This window comes from Streptantibioticus silvisoli, assembly GCF_027947535.2.
GTDB lineage: Bacteria > Actinomycetota > Actinomycetes > Streptomycetales > Streptomycetaceae > Streptantibioticus_C > Streptantibioticus_C silvisoli.
This window is the reverse complement of record NZ_JAAGKO020000021.1, coordinates 14,649-32,343: the sequence shown is the minus strand read 5'-3', so window position 1 is coordinate 32,343 and position 17,695 is coordinate 14,649. Positions and strand designations below refer to the sequence as shown.

The 17,695-nt window shown below is 70.8% G+C and carries 8 protein-coding genes; 5 read left to right on the top strand and 3 right to left on the bottom strand.

The features are described 5' to 3' along the window. Positions 1-247 precede the first annotated feature (247 nt). Together acnA and POF43_RS15795 are read right to left on the bottom strand one after the other, a co-directional pair. A complete protein-coding gene (gene acnA, locus POF43_RS15800) occupies positions 248-2,962 on the bottom strand; it encodes an aconitate hydratase AcnA (protein WP_271324522.1) in 2,715 nt (904 codons plus the stop codon). 411 nt (positions 2,963-3,373) lie between these two features. After that, the gene (locus POF43_RS15795; protein WP_271316512.1) at positions 3,374-4,207 is read right to left on the bottom strand and encodes an EamA family transporter; all 834 of its coding nucleotides are present in this window, start codon (positions 4,205-4,207) and stop codon (positions 3,374-3,376) included. Between the two features lie 581 nt (positions 4,208-4,788). Between POF43_RS15795 and POF43_RS15790 the strand changes: the two genes are divergently transcribed. Continuing rightward, positions 4,789-6,318, top strand: coding sequence for a helix-turn-helix domain-containing protein (locus POF43_RS15790; protein WP_271313034.1), 1,530 nt, complete (start codon positions 4,789-4,791; stop codon positions 6,316-6,318). Positions 6,319-6,639: 321 nt separating this feature from the next. Here POF43_RS15790 and POF43_RS15785 read toward each other — a convergent pair whose 3' ends face one another. Then, complete coding sequence (locus POF43_RS15785; RefSeq protein WP_271313033.1) at positions 6,640-8,022, bottom strand: MFS transporter; 1,383 nt, start codon at positions 8,020-8,022, stop codon at positions 6,640-6,642. 1,243 nt (positions 8,023-9,265) lie between these two features. Here POF43_RS15785 and proS point away from each other — a divergent pair. From proS to POF43_RS15765, 4 genes are all read left to right on the top strand, one after another. Beyond that, positions 9,266-10,714 (top strand): proline--tRNA ligase, encoded by a 1,449-nt coding sequence (gene proS, locus POF43_RS15780; RefSeq protein ID WP_271313032.1) that lies wholly within the window; start codon positions 9,266-9,268, stop codon positions 10,712-10,714. 852 nt (positions 10,715-11,566) lie between these two features. Further along, complete coding sequence (locus tag POF43_RS15775) at positions 11,567-12,343, top strand: SDR family NAD(P)-dependent oxidoreductase (RefSeq protein ID WP_271313031.1); 777 nt, start codon at positions 11,567-11,569, stop codon at positions 12,341-12,343. A gap of 1,815 nt (positions 12,344-14,158) precedes the next feature. Then, entirely contained in the window at positions 14,159-15,877 is a 1,719-nt protein-coding gene (locus POF43_RS15770) for a carbamoyltransferase family protein (RefSeq protein ID WP_271313030.1), read from the top strand. 223 nt (positions 15,878-16,100) lie between these two features. Beyond that, positions 16,101-17,630 (top strand): amino acid adenylation domain-containing protein, encoded by a 1,530-nt coding sequence (locus POF43_RS15765; protein WP_271313029.1) that lies wholly within the window; start codon positions 16,101-16,103, stop codon positions 17,628-17,630. Positions 17,631-17,695 lie beyond the last annotated feature (65 nt).

Sequence of the window (17,695 nt, the reverse complement as noted above, 5' to 3'; positions counted from 1 at the left end):
CCGCACCGACGACCGGCCCCGCCCGCAACATACGAGAAGGCCGCACCCCGCTTGTGGCGGGATGCGGCCCTGTCGGGTTTTTTTACCGCTTCCGGATCAGTTGCCCGGTCCGTCCGGCGGTGCCGGCAGCTCCGGGCGGACCGGCCCGCACGGCGGCGGCGGTTCGCGGTCCGGGCCGGGACGTCACCGGGCGGCCGGCCCGCGCGGCCGGCGGCGGTGGTCCGCCGGCGGCCGCGCGGGAGGGTGCCTACTTGCGCAGCAGCGACCGCAGCACGTACTGCATGATGCCGCCGTTGCGGTAGTAGTCCGCCTCACCGGGGGTGTCGATGCGCAGGATCGCGTCGAACTCGACACCGGTGTCGGTGGAGACCTTGACGGTGGCCGGGGTGCTGCCGTCGTTCAGGGCGGTCACCCCGGTGATGGTGAAGGTCTCCTCACCGGTCAGGCCCAGCGACTGCGCCGTGGCGCCCTCGGGGTACTGCAACGGCAGCACGCCCATGCCGATGAGGTTCGAGCGGTGGATGCGCTCGTAGGACTCGGCGATGGCCGCCTTGACGCCCAGCAGCGCGGTGCCCTTGGCCGCCCAGTCGCGCGACGAGCCGGAGCCGTACTCCTTGCCGGCCAGCACGACCAGCGGGGTGCCGGCCGCCTGGTAGTTCTGCGAGGCGTCGTAGATGAAGGCGACCGGGGCGCCCTCCTGGGTGAAGTCGCGGGTGTAGCCGCCCTCGGTGCCCGGCGCGATCTGGTTGCGCAGCCGGATGTTGGCGAAGGTGCCGCGGATCATCACCTCGTGGTTGCCGCGCCGCGAACCGTAGGAGTTGAAGTCGCCGCGCTTGACGCCGTGCTCGGTGAGGTACTGGCCGGCCGGGGTGTCGGCCTTGATGGAGCCGGCCGGGGAGATGTGGTCGGTGGTGACCGAGTCGCCCAGCTTGGCCAGTACCCGGGCGCCGGCGATGTCCTCGACCGGGGCCAGGTCCATCGTCATGCCGTCGAAGTACGGGGGCTTGCGCACGTAGGTGGACTCCGCGTCCCACTCGAACGTGTCACCGGTGGGGATGGGCAGCGCCTGCCACTGCGCGTCGCCGGCGAAGACGTCCGCGTAGGAGGTCTTGAACATCTCCTCGCCGATGGCGGAGGCGACGACCTCGTTGACCTCCTGCTCGGTCGGCCAGATGTCGGCCAGGTACACCGGCTTGCCCTCGGTGTCGATGCCGATGGCCTCGCGGGTGATGTCGGTCTTCATCGAGCCGGCGATGGCGTAGGCCACCACCAGCGGCGGCGAGGCCAGGTAGTTCATCTTGACGTCGGGGTTGATCCGGCCCTCGAAGTTGCGGTTGCCGGACAGCACCGCGGCGACGGCGAGGTCGGCGTCGTTGACCGCCTTGGAGACCTCGTCCGGCAGCGGGCCGGAGTTGCCGATGCAGGTGGTGCAGCCGTAGCCGACCAGGTTGAAGCCGAGCTTGTCCAGGTACGGGGTCAGGCCGGCCCGGTCGAAGTAGTCGGTGACGACCTTCGAGCCCGGGGCCAGGGTGGTCTTGACCCACGGCTTGCGCGTCAGGCCCTTCTCCACCGCCTTCTTGGCCACCAGCGCGGCGGCGACCATGACGTACGGGTTGGAGGTGTTGGTGCACGAGGTGATCGCGGCGACGGTGACGGCGCCGTGGTCGATCTCGTAGCTGCTGCCGTCGGGGGCGGTCACCGGGGTCGGCCGGGTCGGCACACCGTTGCGCGAGGCCGGCGCGTCGGAGGCCGGGAAGGACTCCTTGCCCGCCTCCTCGTCGTCGGCGACGTAGTTGCGCACGTCGGTGGCGAACCGCTCGGCGGCCTCGGCCAGCACGATGCGGTCCTGCGGGCGCTTGGGGCCGGCGATGGACGGCACGACGCTCGCCAGGTCCAGTTCCAGCTTCTCGGAGAAGTCCGGCTCGGCGGCCGGGTCCAGCCACAGGCCCTGCGCCTTGGCGTACGCCTCGACCAGCGCCAGCTGCTGCTCGGAACGCCCGGTCAGCTTCAGGTAGTTGACGGTCTCGACGTCGATCGGGAAGATCGCGGCGGTCGAGCCGAACTCCGGCGACATGTTGCCGATGGTGGCACGGTTGGCCAGCGGCACCGCGGAGACGCCCTCGCCGTAGAACTCGACGAACTTGCCGACCACCCCGTGCTTGCGCAGCATCTCGGTGATGGTGAGCACCAGGTCGGTGGCGGTGGTGCCGGTGGGCAGCGCGCCGGTGAGCTTGAAGCCGACCACCCGCGGGATCAGCATGGAGACCGGCTGGCCGAGCATGGCCGCCTCCGCCTCGATGCCGCCGACGCCCCAGCCCAGCACGCCCAGGCCGTTGACCATCGTGGTGTGCGAGTCGGTGCCGACCAGGGTGTCGGGGTACGCCTGGCCGTTGCGGACCATGACGGTGCGGGCCAGGTGCTCGATGTTGACCTGGTGGACGATGCCGGTGCCGGGCGGGACGACCTTGAACTCGTCGAACGCGGTCTGGCCCCAGCGCAGGAACTGGTAGCGCTCCTTGTTGCGGCCGTACTCCAGCTCGACGTTCTGGGTGAACGCCTCCGGGGTGCCGAAGCGGTCGGCGACGACGGAGTGGTCGATGACCAGCTCGGCGGGGGCCAGCGGGTTGATCCGCGACGGGTCGCCGCCGAGGTCCTTGACCGCCTCACGCATGGTGGCCAGGTCCACGACACACGGCACACCGGTGAAGTCCTGCATGATCACGCGGGCCGGGGTGAACTGGATCTCCTGGCTCGGCTGCGCGCTCGCGTCCCACCCGCCGACCGCGCGGATGTGGTCGGCGGTGATGTTCGCGCCGTCCTCGGTACGCAGCAGGTTTTCCAGCAGCACCTTCAGGCTGTACGGCAGACGGGCGGAGCCGTCGACCTTGTCCAGCCGGAAGATCTCATACGACTCGTCGCCCACGCTCAGCGTGCTGCGGGCGTCGAAGCTGTTCGCCGACACGACAGTCTCCTTATGCATGATCTCGCGGGTACCACCGCATCCTGCCGCCACAGGGTCGCCGCCCATCAGCTAAGGTAACCCTTAGTTGGGTGGCCCTTCCTCGCGTGACCGCGGCACGCCTTCCCGACAGATATCTCGATGTCGAGATAACTCTAGTACATGGTCGCGCGATCGGTCATGCGCGGGCGCCGCGACCGGCCGCGGCGCGGGTCCGGCACCGGCTCGGCGCGGGTCCGGCGCGGCCGACAGGGGTGGCGGACCGCCGGGCGCGTCCCGCCGCGGGCCGGGCACCCGCCGGCATCCGCCCTCCGGGACCGCGCCGGCCGGACCGCGCGGCCCTTCCGGGGCGCGTCGCCCCTCGCGGACCACGTCGCCGTCCTCGCCGCAACGTCCGGGCCGCCGGCCCGCCGGCTAGACGTTGATGAGGACGACACCGCCCAGGGCGGCGAGGACCCCGATGTTCTGCACGGTCCGCAGCCGCTCGTGGAGCACCTGCCGGGCCAGCAGGCTGGTGACGACCGGGTAGAGGGAGCCGAGCACCGAGACCATCGCGAGGTGGCCGCTGTGCGCCGCGCTGTCGTACGACGCGCTGGCGCCGATGTCCCCCAGGCCGACGACGACGGCCAGGCCCACCGTGCTGCGCTTGAACTCCATGCCCTTCAGCGTCCCGGTGGCTATCACGAACGGCAGCAGGATGACGATCCCGGTCAGCTTCTCGGCCAGCAGCGTCCCGTACACGCCGTGCGGCGCGCCGAGACCGGAGAACAGGTAGAGCGAGCCGAAGCCGGCCGCGGCGCCGAGCGCCAGGAGGATCGTGCGGCCGCCGGCGAAGCCGGAGCGGAACTCCGGGCCGGAGACCAGGACGATGCCCACGAAGGCGACGGCGATGCCCGCGCCCTGCACGACGGACACGTGCTCGCCGCGCAGCAGGCCGTAGGCGACCGGCAACGCGGTACCGCATGCGGCGATCGGGGCGACCAGCGACATCGGACCGCTCGTCATCGCCCGGTAGAACGCGAAGACCCCGAAGAGGTTGAGGAACCCGGCGAGGGCGCCGTAAACCAGATAGACGCCGATGTGCACGTGCACGCCCGGCAGGCACAGGCCGGCGGTCAGCAGGACGAGCGCCACCACCTGGGAGGTCAGCATGACCAGGACGACCGGCATGCGCCGGGAGACGATACCGCCGCCGAAGTCGGCGGTCCCCCAGAACGCTGACGCGAGCAGTGCGAGGAGCGCAGTCACTGATGTTCCCTTCCAGCAAGGTCCGTTGGTCAACAGACCTACCACGGGCCCCCCTTGCGCCAGGCAGGAATACGGCCACGGTGTACAGCCAGCCGTACCGGACGCGGGGGTGGCGGCGTCCGCGGGAGGAAGGGGTGCGCGGATGCCCGGGGTCGGCGGGTGGTGTTGTCCGGCGAGGGAGCGGCGGCCGGGGTGCGCGGATTGCCCGGGGTCGGCGGATGGGGTCGGCGGGGGTCGGCCGGGTCGGCGGGCGCGGACGGGGCCGGCGGGCGCGGACCGGGTCGGCCCGGGACCGCGGCGGAGGCCATCGCGGTCGGCCGCTTCGCACGGGCGGCGTTCGGGGGGCTCGCGGCGGCGCGGTTTTCCGGGGCGGGGGCTGCGGCGGCGCGGTTTCCGAGGGCGTGCGCAAGCACCGTTCCGGGGGCTTGCGCAGGCGCGGTTCCGGGGCTTGCGGAAGCATCGTCCCGGGGCCGCGGAGGCGCCGCTTCAGGGGGCGGACGGGCCGTCGTGGCAGGGGTCGTTCACCCGAATGGCCCGCTCCGATTGACTAGTCCATCTCATATCTGAGATATCCTCGTCGCATGGCAGAAGACTACCTCGTACGCATCGGCAAGCTCATCCGTGACGCTCGTCAGCACCGCGGGTGGACCCAGTCACAGCTGGCGGAGGCACTCGGCACCAGTCAGAGTGCCGTCAACCGCATCGAGCGTGGGAATCAGAACATCAGCCTTGAGATGATCGCGCGCATAGGCGAGGCCCTGGACAGCGAGATCGTCTCCCTCGGCTACTCCGGCCCCATGCACCTGCGGGTGGTCGGCGGCCGGAGCCTGTCCGGCGGCATCGACGTCAAGACGAGCAAGAACGCCTGCGTCGCGCTGCTGTGCGCGACGCTGCTCAACGCCGGGCGCACCACGCTGCGCCGGGTGGCCAGGATCGAGGAGGTCTTCCGCATCCTGGAGGTCCTCAACAGCATCGGCGTGCGCACCCGGTGGATCAACGACGGCAACGACCTGGAGGTCGTGCCGCCCGCGCACCTCAACCTCGACGCGATGGACACCGAGGCGGCCCGCCGCACCCGCAGCGTCATCATGTTCCTCGGCCCGCTGATGCACCGGGCCAACCGCTTCAAGATCCCGTACGCCGGCGGCTGCGACCTGGGCACCCGTACCGTGCACCCGCACATGGCGGCGCTGCGCCACTTCGGCCTGGAGGTCACCGCCACCACCGGCTCGTACCACGCGGAGGTCGACCGCTCGACCGCGCCGCGCCGCCCGATCGTGCTGACCGAGCGCGGCGACACCGTGACGGAGAACGCGCTGCTGGCCGCGGCCCGTTACCCGGGCGCCAGCGTGATCCGCAACGCCAGCTCCAACTACATGGTCCAGGACCTGTGCTTCTTCCTGGAGCAGCTGGGCGTCAAGGTCGAGGGCATCGGCACCACCACGCTGACCGTGCACGGGCTGGCCACCATCGACTGCGACGTGGACTACTCGCCGTCGGAGGACCCGGTCGAGGCGATGAGCCTGATCGCGGCCGCGGTGGTGACCTCCTCGGAGCTGACGATACGCCGGGTGCCGATCGAGTTCCTGGAGATCGAGCTGGCGGTCCTGGAGGAGATGGGCCTGGACCACGAGCGCAGCGCCGAGTACCGCGCCGACAACGGCCGCACCCGGCTGCTGGACCTCACCGTGCGCCCGTCGAAACTGAAGGCGCCGCTCGACAAGATCCACCCCATGCCGTTCCCCGGGCTGAACATCGACAACGTGCCGTTCTTCGCGGCGATCGCGGCGACCGCCCAGGGCTCGACGCTGATCCACGACTGGGTCTACGACAACCGGGCGATCTACCTGACCGAACTCACCCGGCTCGGCGCCGCCGTCCAGCTGCTCGACCCGCACCGGGTACTGGTGGACGGGCCGACCCGCTGGCGCTCGGCGGAGATGATGTGCCCGCCGGCGCTGCGCCCGGCCGTCGTCGTACTGCTGGCGATGCTGGCCGCCGAGGGCACTTCGGTGCTGCGCAACGTCTATGTGATCAACCGCGGATACGAGGAGCTGGCCGAGCGGCTGAACTCCATCGGCGCGCAGATCGAGACGTTCCGCGACATCTGACGGACGGTGCCGCCGCCGGGACGGTGCCGCCGCCGGTCCAGAGAGCGCCGGTCCGGAGATGCGGCCGGTCCGGCGGCGGGCGCTCCCGGACGCCCGCGCGCCGCTGTTCGCCGGACCGAGGCGTTCAGCCGCCCCCGGCACGGCTCCCCCAGTGCGCCCGCACCCGCGGGCGCCGCGTCGATCCACTGCCCGGCGGCTCGGCGGCGTTCCGCCGGGTGCGGGACGGCTGCCCGGGGGCGGGAATTGTGATGTCCCGCCCCCGGTTGGCCGCGCGTGAGCGCGTCGTCGTCGCCCGGACCGGGGCCGCGCGGCCCGCGGGTTCTACGGCCGCAGTTCCGGGGCCGTGGCTGCCGGACCGATGTCCCCTTCGCGGGAGCCCCGCGCCCCGGGCATCCGGCTGGCCTCGGCCAGCGCGAGGTCGTGGGTCTCGGGGGCCCAGGCCTTCGTCAGGAGGAACCCGAGGACGAGGACCGCCGCCAGGCCGTAGAACGAGGCCTGGACACCGAAGCGGTGAATGGTGATCGGCAGCAGGAAGGTGCCCACGCACGCGCCGATCCGGCTGATCGCGGTGGCCACGCCCACGCCGGTCGCGCGCAGGTCCGTCGGGAAGAGCTCACCGGGATAGACGGACTGGAGGTTCGTCGCGGCGGCGAGCACCAGGGCGAAGACGGCGAACGCGATCACCAGGGGCACCACCCGTCCGGCCGGAAGGCTGGCCAGCACCGTCAGCGCGACCGCGGTGATGACGAACGTCCACAGCAGCATCGCGCGGCGCGGCATCCGGTTCGCGACCGGCAGGCCGAACACGGCGCCGAGCAGCAGGAACAGGTTGAACACCAGCCCGGACCAGAACCCGTTGCCCAGGCCGATGGCGGTGCAGATCTGCTCCTGGAAGATGTAGATGGCGTAGTACGGCATCCCCTGGCAGGCCCAGAAGCCGCCGGCGAACACCGTCCGGCGCCACATGGACCGGGAGAACAGCTCCCCGATCCTCGACTGCGTGCCGGCGTCCTCACGGTCGGCCGCGTCGATGTAGACGTGGGTGCCGTAGAACTTGTCCAGCACGGCCCTGGCCTCGGCGTCCCGCCCCTTCCGCACGAGCCAGCGCGGGGATTCCGGCGCGCCGATCCGCATCAGCAGCACGATCGCGGCGGGTACGGCGCTGCTGGCCAGCAACCACCGCCAGGAGTCGTCACCGAGGACGTCCAGTGCGGCCTTCACCGGGTACGCCACGGCCAGGCCGACGATCGCGAGAACGTTCAGGTAGGACAGCCACAGACCGCGCCGCTTCCTCGGTACGAGTTCGGCGAGCAGGGCGATGGCGATCGTGAAGTCCGCCCCGATGACCATCCCCATGAAGAACCGGACGACGAAGAGCGCCAGCGGACCTTCGACGAACAGCTGGACCGGCGACAGGAGCAGCAGGACGAAGAGGTGGACGAGAAAGAGGAGCTTCCGGCCGAACCGGTCCGTGATCCGGCCGAAGATCAGACTTCCGACGAAAAGACCGAACAACGTCGCCGAACCGATCGCGCCGGTCCACGTCGGGCCGAGATGGACCTGCGGTCCCCACGACGCCAGCGCGAAGCCTCCCACGCCCAGCACATATCCATCGAGGAACAAGCTCCCGCCGCAGAATAAGACGGCACGAGCGTGGAACGAATTGAACGGCACGTCGTCCAACGCGACCGACGGTGTACTCATGGATTTCCTTCCCTAGACGAATGGCGAACGTGTCGCACAGGACGGGTCGAGCCGCGGCCTGCGGACGGTGGCCGGTGAACTGTGAGCTGCGGCCGGTGGGCGGTGGGCGGTGAGCCATCGGCTGTACGGGGGTGAGCCGTGGACGGTGGGCGGTGAGCCGTGCGGGTCGGGGGCGGGTCGCGGGCGTCGTGCGAGGACGGGACCGCGGGGCACCCCACCCCCGGCGGGCGGCGACGACCCTGGTGATGACGCGGCGCCGGGTCCGGCGGCCGGACGGCGGCCGGGGCGCGGTCGAGGCGCCGGCGGGAGAACGGGCCGAGCACGGTGGAGAGGCGAAGCCTGCGGGGGATTCGGCCGGCTCCCCGGTCCGTTGCGCCTACGCCGCGAGCGCGGGCGCGGTGCGGTCACGGCTCACCGGATCGGCGCGGAGACCGCCCGTTCGTCCGGCCCGGTGGCGCGCGGCGTGTGAAGGCCGGTTCGCCGGTCAGCGGCGAACACCGATGGGCTCACGACTGATGAACCTCGTAGTCCGTACCTCCACGATCTCGGGGAAGGCCCGCTACAGGTAACCCGTGACCAAGTGTCGACGGTTGATCGTGGCCCACCTCACACCTCCTGTCAAAGAGGTGACGACCCCCTGAGGGGGAAATCGCCGCGTGTGGGGTGACGCGGGCGATCGCGTCGGCCGGACCGGTCCCGGCGCAAGCGCCGACCGCGCACTCACGGGGTTCCGGACCGGGCGCGATACGCGTCCGACCCCCGGGAACCCGGTGCCCAACGGCCCCTTCCTCCCTGTCCGTTCCTCATGGTCGGTCTCCCCCACCGTCCGTCCCCTCCCCGTCCTCCTCCCTCACCGCACGCAGTCGGCCGTCGCACGCAGCGGGACCCCGGCGGTGACGTGGCCGGCGCGGGAGATGAGGGGCCGGCCCGGGAGGTCGCCAGAAGATAAGGAGCGTGCTCCCCCGCCGTCCCGCTCGCCGCCGGGGTCGGGACGGTGGCCGCCGGGGTCGGGGACGGGCGCCGACGCGACGCCGGGACCGGGGGCGCGGCATCGGGCCGATCGGGGACGCGAGTCCGGGCCGGAGACGCGAGATCGGGCGGCCGAGCCGTTGCCGGAGCCGGTGGCCGAACCAGTGGCCGAACCGGTGGCCACGGCCGCGTGCCCGGCGGGCGCACCCGGCGGCGGGCCCGGCCGCCCGTGGCCGGGAGCGGTGGTTCATCGTGGATCGGCTATCCTCGCCCGGTGAGCGAGAAGAGTGTGACAGCGCTGTCGGAGGACTTCTCCGCGTGGTACAACGAGGTCGTCGTGCGAGCCGAGTTGGTGGAGCGGGGCCCGGTGCGCGGCACCATGGTCATCCGCCCCTACGGCTACCGGATCTGGGAGACGATCCAGGCCGACCTCGACGCGCGGATCAAGGCGGCCGGGCACGGCAACGTCGCCTTCCCATCGCTGATCCCCCAGTCCTACTTCCAGCGTGAGGCCGAGCACGTCGAGGGATTCTCCCCCGAACTGGCCGTGGTGACGCACGCGGGCGGCAAGAAGCTGGAGGAGCCGCTCGCCGTACGCCCCACCTCCGAGACGGTCTTCGGCGAGTACATGGCGCGCTGGATCGACTCCCACCGCGACCTGCCGCTGCTGCTCAACCAGTGGGCGAACGTGGTGCGCTGGGAGATGCGGCCGCGGCTGTTCCTGCGCACGACGGAGTTCCTGTGGCAGGAGGGGCACACCGCGCACATCGACGAGGCCGACGCGATGCGCGAGACGATGTGGGCGCTCGACACCTACGCCACGGTGGCGCGGGACATCGCGGCCATGCCCGTCGTCCCGGGTGAGAAGACGCCGGGCGAGCGGTTCGCCGGCGCCGTGCGCACCTACACCGTCGAGGGCATGATGCGCGACGGCCGCGCGCTCCAGGCCGGCACCTCGCACTACCTCGGCACCAACTTCGCGCGGGCCTTCGAGATCCAGTACCAGGACGAGGGGGGCGCGCTCCAGCTCGCCCACACCACCTCGTGGGGCATGAGCACCCGCATGATCGGCGGCGTGATCATGACGCACGGCGACGACAAGGGCCTGGTGCTGCCGCCGCGGCTGGCGCCCTACCAGGTCGTGATCGTGCCGATCGGGCGCAACGAGGCCGCGGAGCGCACGACGGCGGCGGCGCGTGCCCTGGCCGACGAGCTCAAGGCGGCCGGCGTGCGCGTGCACGTCGACGACAACCGGCCGCAGCTGTCCCCCGGGTTCAAGTTCAACGACTGGGAGATGCGCGGCGTACCGGTCCGGCTGGAGATCGGCCCGCGCGACCTGGAGGCCGAGGTCGTCACGCTGGCCCGCCGACTGCCGGTCGACGGGGTCGCGGGCAAGGAGCAGATCCCGCTCAAGCGGGTGGCCGAGCTGCTGCCCGGCATCCTCGACGACTTCCAGGCGTTCCTGCTGCGCCGCGCCGAGACCTTCCGCGACGAGCACACCGCCGACGTCGACAGCTGGGACGCGTTCACCGAGCAGGTCGCCGGCGGCTGGGCGCGCGCGTTCCACTGCGGGCGCACCGAGTGCGAGGACGAGATCAAGAACGAGACCGCCGCCACCCCGCGCTGCATCCCGGCCGAGGCGCCGGAGGAGTCGGGCCAGTGCGTCCGCTGCTCGCAGCCTTCGGTCTACGGCCGGCGAGTGATCTTCAGCCGCGCCTACTGATCCACCGGGTGCTCTCGTCCCGCGATCCGTCGGACGCCTTGTCCCACGATCCGCCGGGCGCTTCCGTTCCGTGATCCGCCGGGTGCTTTCGTCCCGCTGTGCGTGGCCGTCCGCCGCGCCGGTTCGCCGCCCGCGTCGTCCGTACGTGACGACGCGGCCGGGGTTCCGGCGCGGCGTTCTGTCGTCCGGGGGCCCGCTCGGATCACGGCCGCCGACGGTCCCGCACCCGTTCGGCGTCCAGGCGGACCACGCCGGCCCTCGCGGTGAACGGCGGTGCCGACCGGGGGTGAACACCGGGGGCGGTCCGTCGACGACGCGCCGGCATCGCGGTCACCGGCCCGCGGCCGGATGCGGCAGTCGGGACCGCGGTGGGCGGGGAATTCGCCCGGCGGACCCGCGCGACCCGCTGCCGGGCTGACCGGGGCCGATGCCGGCGGAGCCGGGGTCCCGTACGTCCCGGAGCGCCGGGGCCGTCTGGTCGAGGTCGGCCAACTGCCTTTATTATCATCGACGTTGCCCCAGGCAACCGGTATCCCGTCCCGTACGCATCCGGCATCCCGTTCGACGCCCGGGTCCGGCGCGGCTTCAGGCTCCGGCACCGGCGTGAGTCCGGCGGCGCGTCACCCGCCGCCGCCCGGTCCGGCGATCCGACCGCGTTCGACCGTCCTGCGACACGCCGCGCACGGCGAGGCGGCGGCCCGGCACAGCACGGCCACATGATCGTCGATCTCGACACGCGACGCGGTCAGGAGGGGGTCCGGGTGGTCATCCCCAGTCGTCGCCCCGCGCCCTCCCCCGCTCTCCGCGTCGCCGCACACGCAAGGACCAACCCATCTAGCGGGAGGTAGCTTCGTGGACCCCAACATCCCTGAGGCGTTACGGCGCTTCGACCTCACCGGCCGCGTGGCCGTGGTGACGGGGGCCTCGTCCGGGCTCGGCGCGGGGCTCGCCCGGGCGCTCGCCTCGGCCGGCGCCCGGGTGGCCCTGGTGGCTCGCCGGTACGACCGCCTCGTCAAGCTGGCCGACGAGATCGGAGGTCTTCCCGTCGCCTGCGACCTGCTGGACCAGGCCCAGCTGGAGGCGCTCGTCCCGCAGGTCACCGCCGAGCTGGGCGGCCCGGAGATCCTGGTGAACGTGGCGGGTGACATCTTCAGCCGCGACCCGGCCGAGATCGAACCGCTCGACGCGATACGCAAGACACTCGACCTCAACCTGGTCGCGCCGTTCCAGCTGTCCCAGGCCGTCTTCCCGCACATGGTCGCGGCCGGGCGGGGATCGATCGTCCACGTGTCCTCCATCAGCGGGCAGGTCGGCTTCCCCGGGTACCCGCAGGCCGCCTACGCCGCCAGCAAGCAGGGCCTGTCGGGGCTCACCGCCGAGCTGGCCGTGCAGTGGGCCCGGCACGGGATCCGGGTGAACACGCTCGCGCCGGGGTTCTTCCGCAGCGAGATCAACGACGAGCTGTACGAGGACGAACGCTTCCGCGCCTGGCTCCAGCGCAACACACCGCTGCCCGCCAACGCCGGCTTCGACGACTTCGCGGGCGCGGTCCTGTGGCTGGTCAGCGACGCCGGGCGACACGTGACGGGGCAGACGATCGCCGTCGACGGCGGCTTCACCACGCAGTAGCCGCGAGCGCCTTCGCGGGTCGGCGGCTCGGCGGATGGACGGGTCGGCGGGGTCGGCGGGTCGGCGGGTGGACGGGTTCCGGCGGCACGGGATCACCGGGACCCGCCGGCCGGTGGGGTCCGCCCGGATTGCCCGGAATCCGCCGGCCGGCGGGGTTCGCCGGCAACCCGCTGACCGCTGGTACCCGTTCTCCGCGACCCGGCTGACCCGGCTGACCCTGCCGCCCCCGGCTGACCCGGCCGACCCGGCGTCAGCGCGTTCGCCGGGGCCTGCCGCCGCTTTCGGCAGCCCGTTGTTCGTCCGCGACCGGGGGGCACGTTTTCTCACCCCTGGCCCGGGGCACGCACGGCGGCGACACCGTGAATTCATGGGTTCGGAACGGCCCGCCGGCCACGTGATCCAATTCACCGGCGTCCACGGCCAACCTGGGGATTCCCGGTGTCCCGCGTGATCAACCGACAGGCTTCCTGTACCAGTTGCCCCACGGATGCCTTGAACTGGGGGCGGAACTTCTGTACCGTCAGAGTCACGCACCTCATCCTCTCTGCTGGAGAGAAGCTGTCCGAGATCCTTGGTTCCTGATCGCCAATAGCTTTGTGCGCGCTTGCCCGGTACCCGATCGGCTACCTTTGAGGGCTCTTCCCCCGGACCAGGGGCCGTTTCTCCTTCACACCACGCACAACGGATCCCGTCCTGGAACGGGTGCCACGTCACGCTGCCCTCACGGGCCCCGGCCACGATGCCGTCGGCCCACGGTCTCCACCAGATATGGGTAAGCATGTAGGTCTCTGCGCTTGGAGTTTCGGTGGATGATCATTGGTTACTTTTCGACGGCCGATACCGGCTGCCCGCTGACGCGTCGACAGCGGCGCCGGTGGAGTCGATCGGATCGTTAGAGGCACTCGTCACCGACCTTCGGAAGCGATTATCGGCGGCACCAGGAGCAGGTTCGCGGAACGGCGCCGGCTCTTCGGCGCCACTGCCATCGGCATTACCCGGGCGGACGCCGCCCCGGATGCATGCGTGTGCCACGAAGTGTGTACGGGAGAAGCCGGGAAAGCAGCCGGGCGGCCCCGTCGGCCCGATGCCCCGTCAGGTCCGGGACCGGACGGAGGACCACTTACCCCCCGCTTCCCGTTCCCGCGGCCGTGACCTGGCGGGTGCCGCCATCCCCACGTCAGCGCGGTCGTTCCCGCCGCAGGAGATCCCGTCCGCCCCGGTGGACCGGTCCCGGCGCGGCGTACCCGATCTGCGGCGCAGCCCCGGCGGGACCCGGCACGCGGTCCGCCCGGCGGAAGCGCCGGCCCCCGCCCCGTCGATCGGACCGCGCCCACGGGGCCGGGCCGGCCGGGAGGAAGCGGCCCGATCGCGGCCCGATCGCCGAAGACCACTCCGCCGTCCGAGCGGATGTCCGAAGTCCGGCGACCGTGAAGGGCGCCGGAATCATGTCGGATTTCGCCGGGACCCGCGTCCCCGACCGGCATTCCCACGGATTTCTCTCCCGCCCGGTTCCCGTCGGCGGCCCGTACGCCTGCCCGTCGTACCCGCCCGGGGACGGCTTTGCGCGTCACCGGGCGGCCGGGGCCTTTCCCTGTCCGGTGCGGCGGCTACTGCGTGGCACGGACCGTACGTGACACCCCCTGCTGACGGGGAATTCCCGTTCACCTCCGCGGGCGCGGAGTCCGACCTCTCACGACACGTCTCTTCTTGACGAATACCTTGCTGAGGCGTTCCCATCTGTCCATGCTTGTTGCGTCTGCGGAACAGCGATGATCGGCGTAGGGAAACGGACATCACCGCATCTCTGGAGGGGAAATGGCAGCCGCATTCCTGGGATTGAACATCCTGCACGACACGTCGGCAGCGATAGTCGTTGACGGAGAATTGGTCTGCGCCATCGAGGAGGAGCGTTTCAACCGGGACCGGCATACCGCCGCGTTCCCCAGCTCCGCGATCGAGTACTGTCTCCAGCAGGCCGGCATACGCCGCGAGGACGTGCTCGGCGTGGGCCTCACCTTCGATTACGAGCAGTTCAAGAACAATGCCAATCCCTTCGACCAGAACGTCATCGACCGCGATGATCTCAGCGCGGACGGAATCGAACTGACCAAGAAGCTGAACACGGACACCTGGCGCGAGGCGCGGCTTCAGCTCGAACAGCACGGGCTGGAGAACGCGCGGTATTTCCGGCACCACCTGACGCATGCGGCGTGCGGCTACTACCTCAGCGGCTTCAGCGAGGCGAACGTCCTGGTGATGGACGGCCGCGGCGAACACGAGTCCACGTCGCTCTGGCACGCCCGCGGCACGCAGATCGACCACCTGGAGTCCTACCCGGTGACCGACTCGCTGGGGCACCTGTACACGTACGTGACGAGCCTGTGCGGCCTGTACGGCAAGAGCGGGCGCAACGGGAACGCCGGCCACCTCGGCTCCATCGGCAACGAGGGCAAGACGATGGGGCTTTCCGGGTACGGCTCCGACCGGATCAGCTTCAAGGACGTCGTCTCCTACGATGACGGGCGATACCACATCCACCTCGACAAGCTGCGCGACCTCGACGTCTACAAGGCGTCGCTGGGCAAGCCCGACGCGAACTCCCGGGACCTCGCCCACGGGGTGCAGCAGACCCTCGAAGAGGTGTACCGGTTCCTGGCGACACGCCTGGAGTCCCTCACCGGGTGCCGGCAGTTCGTGCTGGCCGGCGGCGTCGCCCTGAACTGCAACGCCAACGGCGCGCTGGCCGCCTCCCCCATCGTCGACGGCATCTCCGTCCCGCCGGCCGCCAACGACGCGGGGGCGGCGATCGGGGCGGCGTTCCTCCAGTGGGTCGAACACTCCGGCAAGGCCCCGGCGGTCCCGGCCGACCAGATCTACCTCGGCTCGGCGTTCGACGCGACCGCGGTGGCGGAGGCCGTCACGGCCAGCGGCGTCAGCCGCGTCGCCAAGCTCGACGACCCGGCCGCGGTGGCCGCGGCGGCCATCGCGGACGGCCATATCGTCGGCTGGTACCAGGGGAACATGGAGTTCGGCCCGCGCGCGCTGGGAAACCGCTCGATCCTGGCGGATCCGCGAAACCGGGACATGCCCGATAAAATCAACATGCGCGTGAAGTTCCGCGAATCGTGGCGCCCGTTCGCGCCTTCCGTCCTGGCCGAGGAGAACGCGGAATGGTTCGAGCCGGCAATTGAGTCGCCCTACATGCTGCTCGCCCTGAGCGTTCGGGAGGATCGACGCGACACGGTGCCGGCGATTACCCATGTCGACGGCAGCGCCCGGGTCCAGACGGTGACAGAGGAGGCGAACCCTCTTTACTACCGGCTGATCGACAGTTTTAGCAAACTCACCGGTGTCCCGATGGTCCTGAACACGTCGCTGAACATCCGGGGCGAGCCGATCGCCCGCACTCCGGAGGATGCCGTTCGGTGTTTTACCGAGTCGGGCCTTGACGTGCTCTTCATCGCTGATATGGTTATGTGGAAAGAGGGTGTCAGCCTAAATCTGAACGCGACCGGCACTGGTTCACGCCCATAGCCGGACCGGCTGGAAATAGGCGGAAGTCGCGCGTGTGCGCGCCCGGTGACTGCCCGCAGGCCAGCGTGGCCGGCGAATGAGGATATCGCCGGTCCCGCCGCGCCGGCGGAGCAGCACGGCATTGTTGCTGGGGGTTCTGCACGACACATAACAGGTATCCGAAACACATTTCCAGATTCACGTTGATTCTCAGCAAGCGGAGTTCTCAATGACGGAAAATAGCGTGTCTGCCGAGACGGCGGCGCTGGTTCACGAGATGGTTGCGGCAAAGGCCGCCGAGCACCCGGACGCCATCGCGCTGCGCTGGTCGGACGGGGAGATGACGTACCGGCAGGTCCAGGCCTCGATCCAGCGGTTCGCCCGGCACCTGGTGGGCACCCGGCGTGCCGCGCTGTTCAACGACCGGTCCCCCGAGTTAGTCATAGCCGTCCTGGCCGTGCTCGCCTGCGGTGGGGGGTACGTCCCGCTGGACAACACCTACCCCAGGCGCCGGCTCGACTACATGCTGGCCAACAGCGGCGCGGACCGCCTGCTGTGCCGGTCCGCGCTCGCCGACCTGATCACCATCCCGGACGGGTGCCGGCTGGAGATCCTCGACGACGTCGTGCAGGACGACGCCGCCGCGCAGGAGAGCGCCGAGGCGGACCTGCGGCAGTCCGCCGCCGAGGTCTCGGTGGAGGACACCGCCTACGTCACCTACACCTCCGGTTCCACCGGGTGGCCCAAGGGTGTCGAGATGCCGCACCGCGCCCTGGCGAACATCATCGCCTGGCAGGTCGCCGACTCCGGCTCCACGGTCGGCTGGAACACCCTGCAGCTGTGGCCGCTCAGCGTGGACGTCGCGTTCCAGGAGATCATGGCGACCTGGGCCAGCGGCGGAACCGTGGTCCTGGTGAAGGAGGAGACCCGCCAGGACTGGAAGAAGCTGCTCCAGTACATCGACGAGCAGCAGATCCACCGCGTGTACCTGTCGTTCACCACGCTCTACCAGGTGATCGAGGCCGCGCACCAGACGGGGCTCTACCCCACCTCGCTGCGGGAGGTCATCACCGCCGGGGAGCAGCTCCAGATCAACGACTCGGTGCGGCAGTTCTTCGCCAAGACCGGCGCGCAGCTGCAGAACCAGTACGGCATGACGGAGACGCACATCGTCGCCGCCAAGACCCTGTCGGGCGATCCGCTGAAGTGGCCCGACCGGCCCACGATCGGCAAGGCCATCAACAACGCGATCGTCGAGGTCGTGGACGCGGACATGCGGCCGCTCCCGGTCGGCACCGAGGGTGAGATCTGCATCGGCGGGGCGCCGGTCCCGGTCGGCTACCTGAACCTGCCCGACCTGACGGCCCAGCGGTTCCGGCCGTGGACCGGACGCGAGACGCAGGCCTACCTGTCCGGCGACCACGGACGGCTGCTTCCCGACGGGGAGATCGAGTTCCTCGGGCGCCGCGACACCCAGGTGAAGATCAACAGCGCGCGGATCGAGCTGGAGGAGATCGAGATCCAGCTCAGGGCGCTGGAAAGCGTCAGCGACGCCCTGGTGACGGCGCACACCGAAGGCGAGGAGCAGTTCCTCGCCGTTCACTTCATCCCCGCGCCCGGCTCGGACATCGACGGGGAGAAACTGCGCCAGAAGCTGACCGAGGTCCTTCCGCGCCACTTCGTTCCCGCGCGCTACCTCGAAGTGGCGTCGTTCCCCTTCACCCCCGTGGGAAAGGTCGACCGCGACGCCCTCGCACGTTCGGTCACCGTGTAGCGATTCCGGCCGCACCGCCGGTCGTACCGACGGCGGGTGAACGGACGCCGGTCCTTTCGACGTCC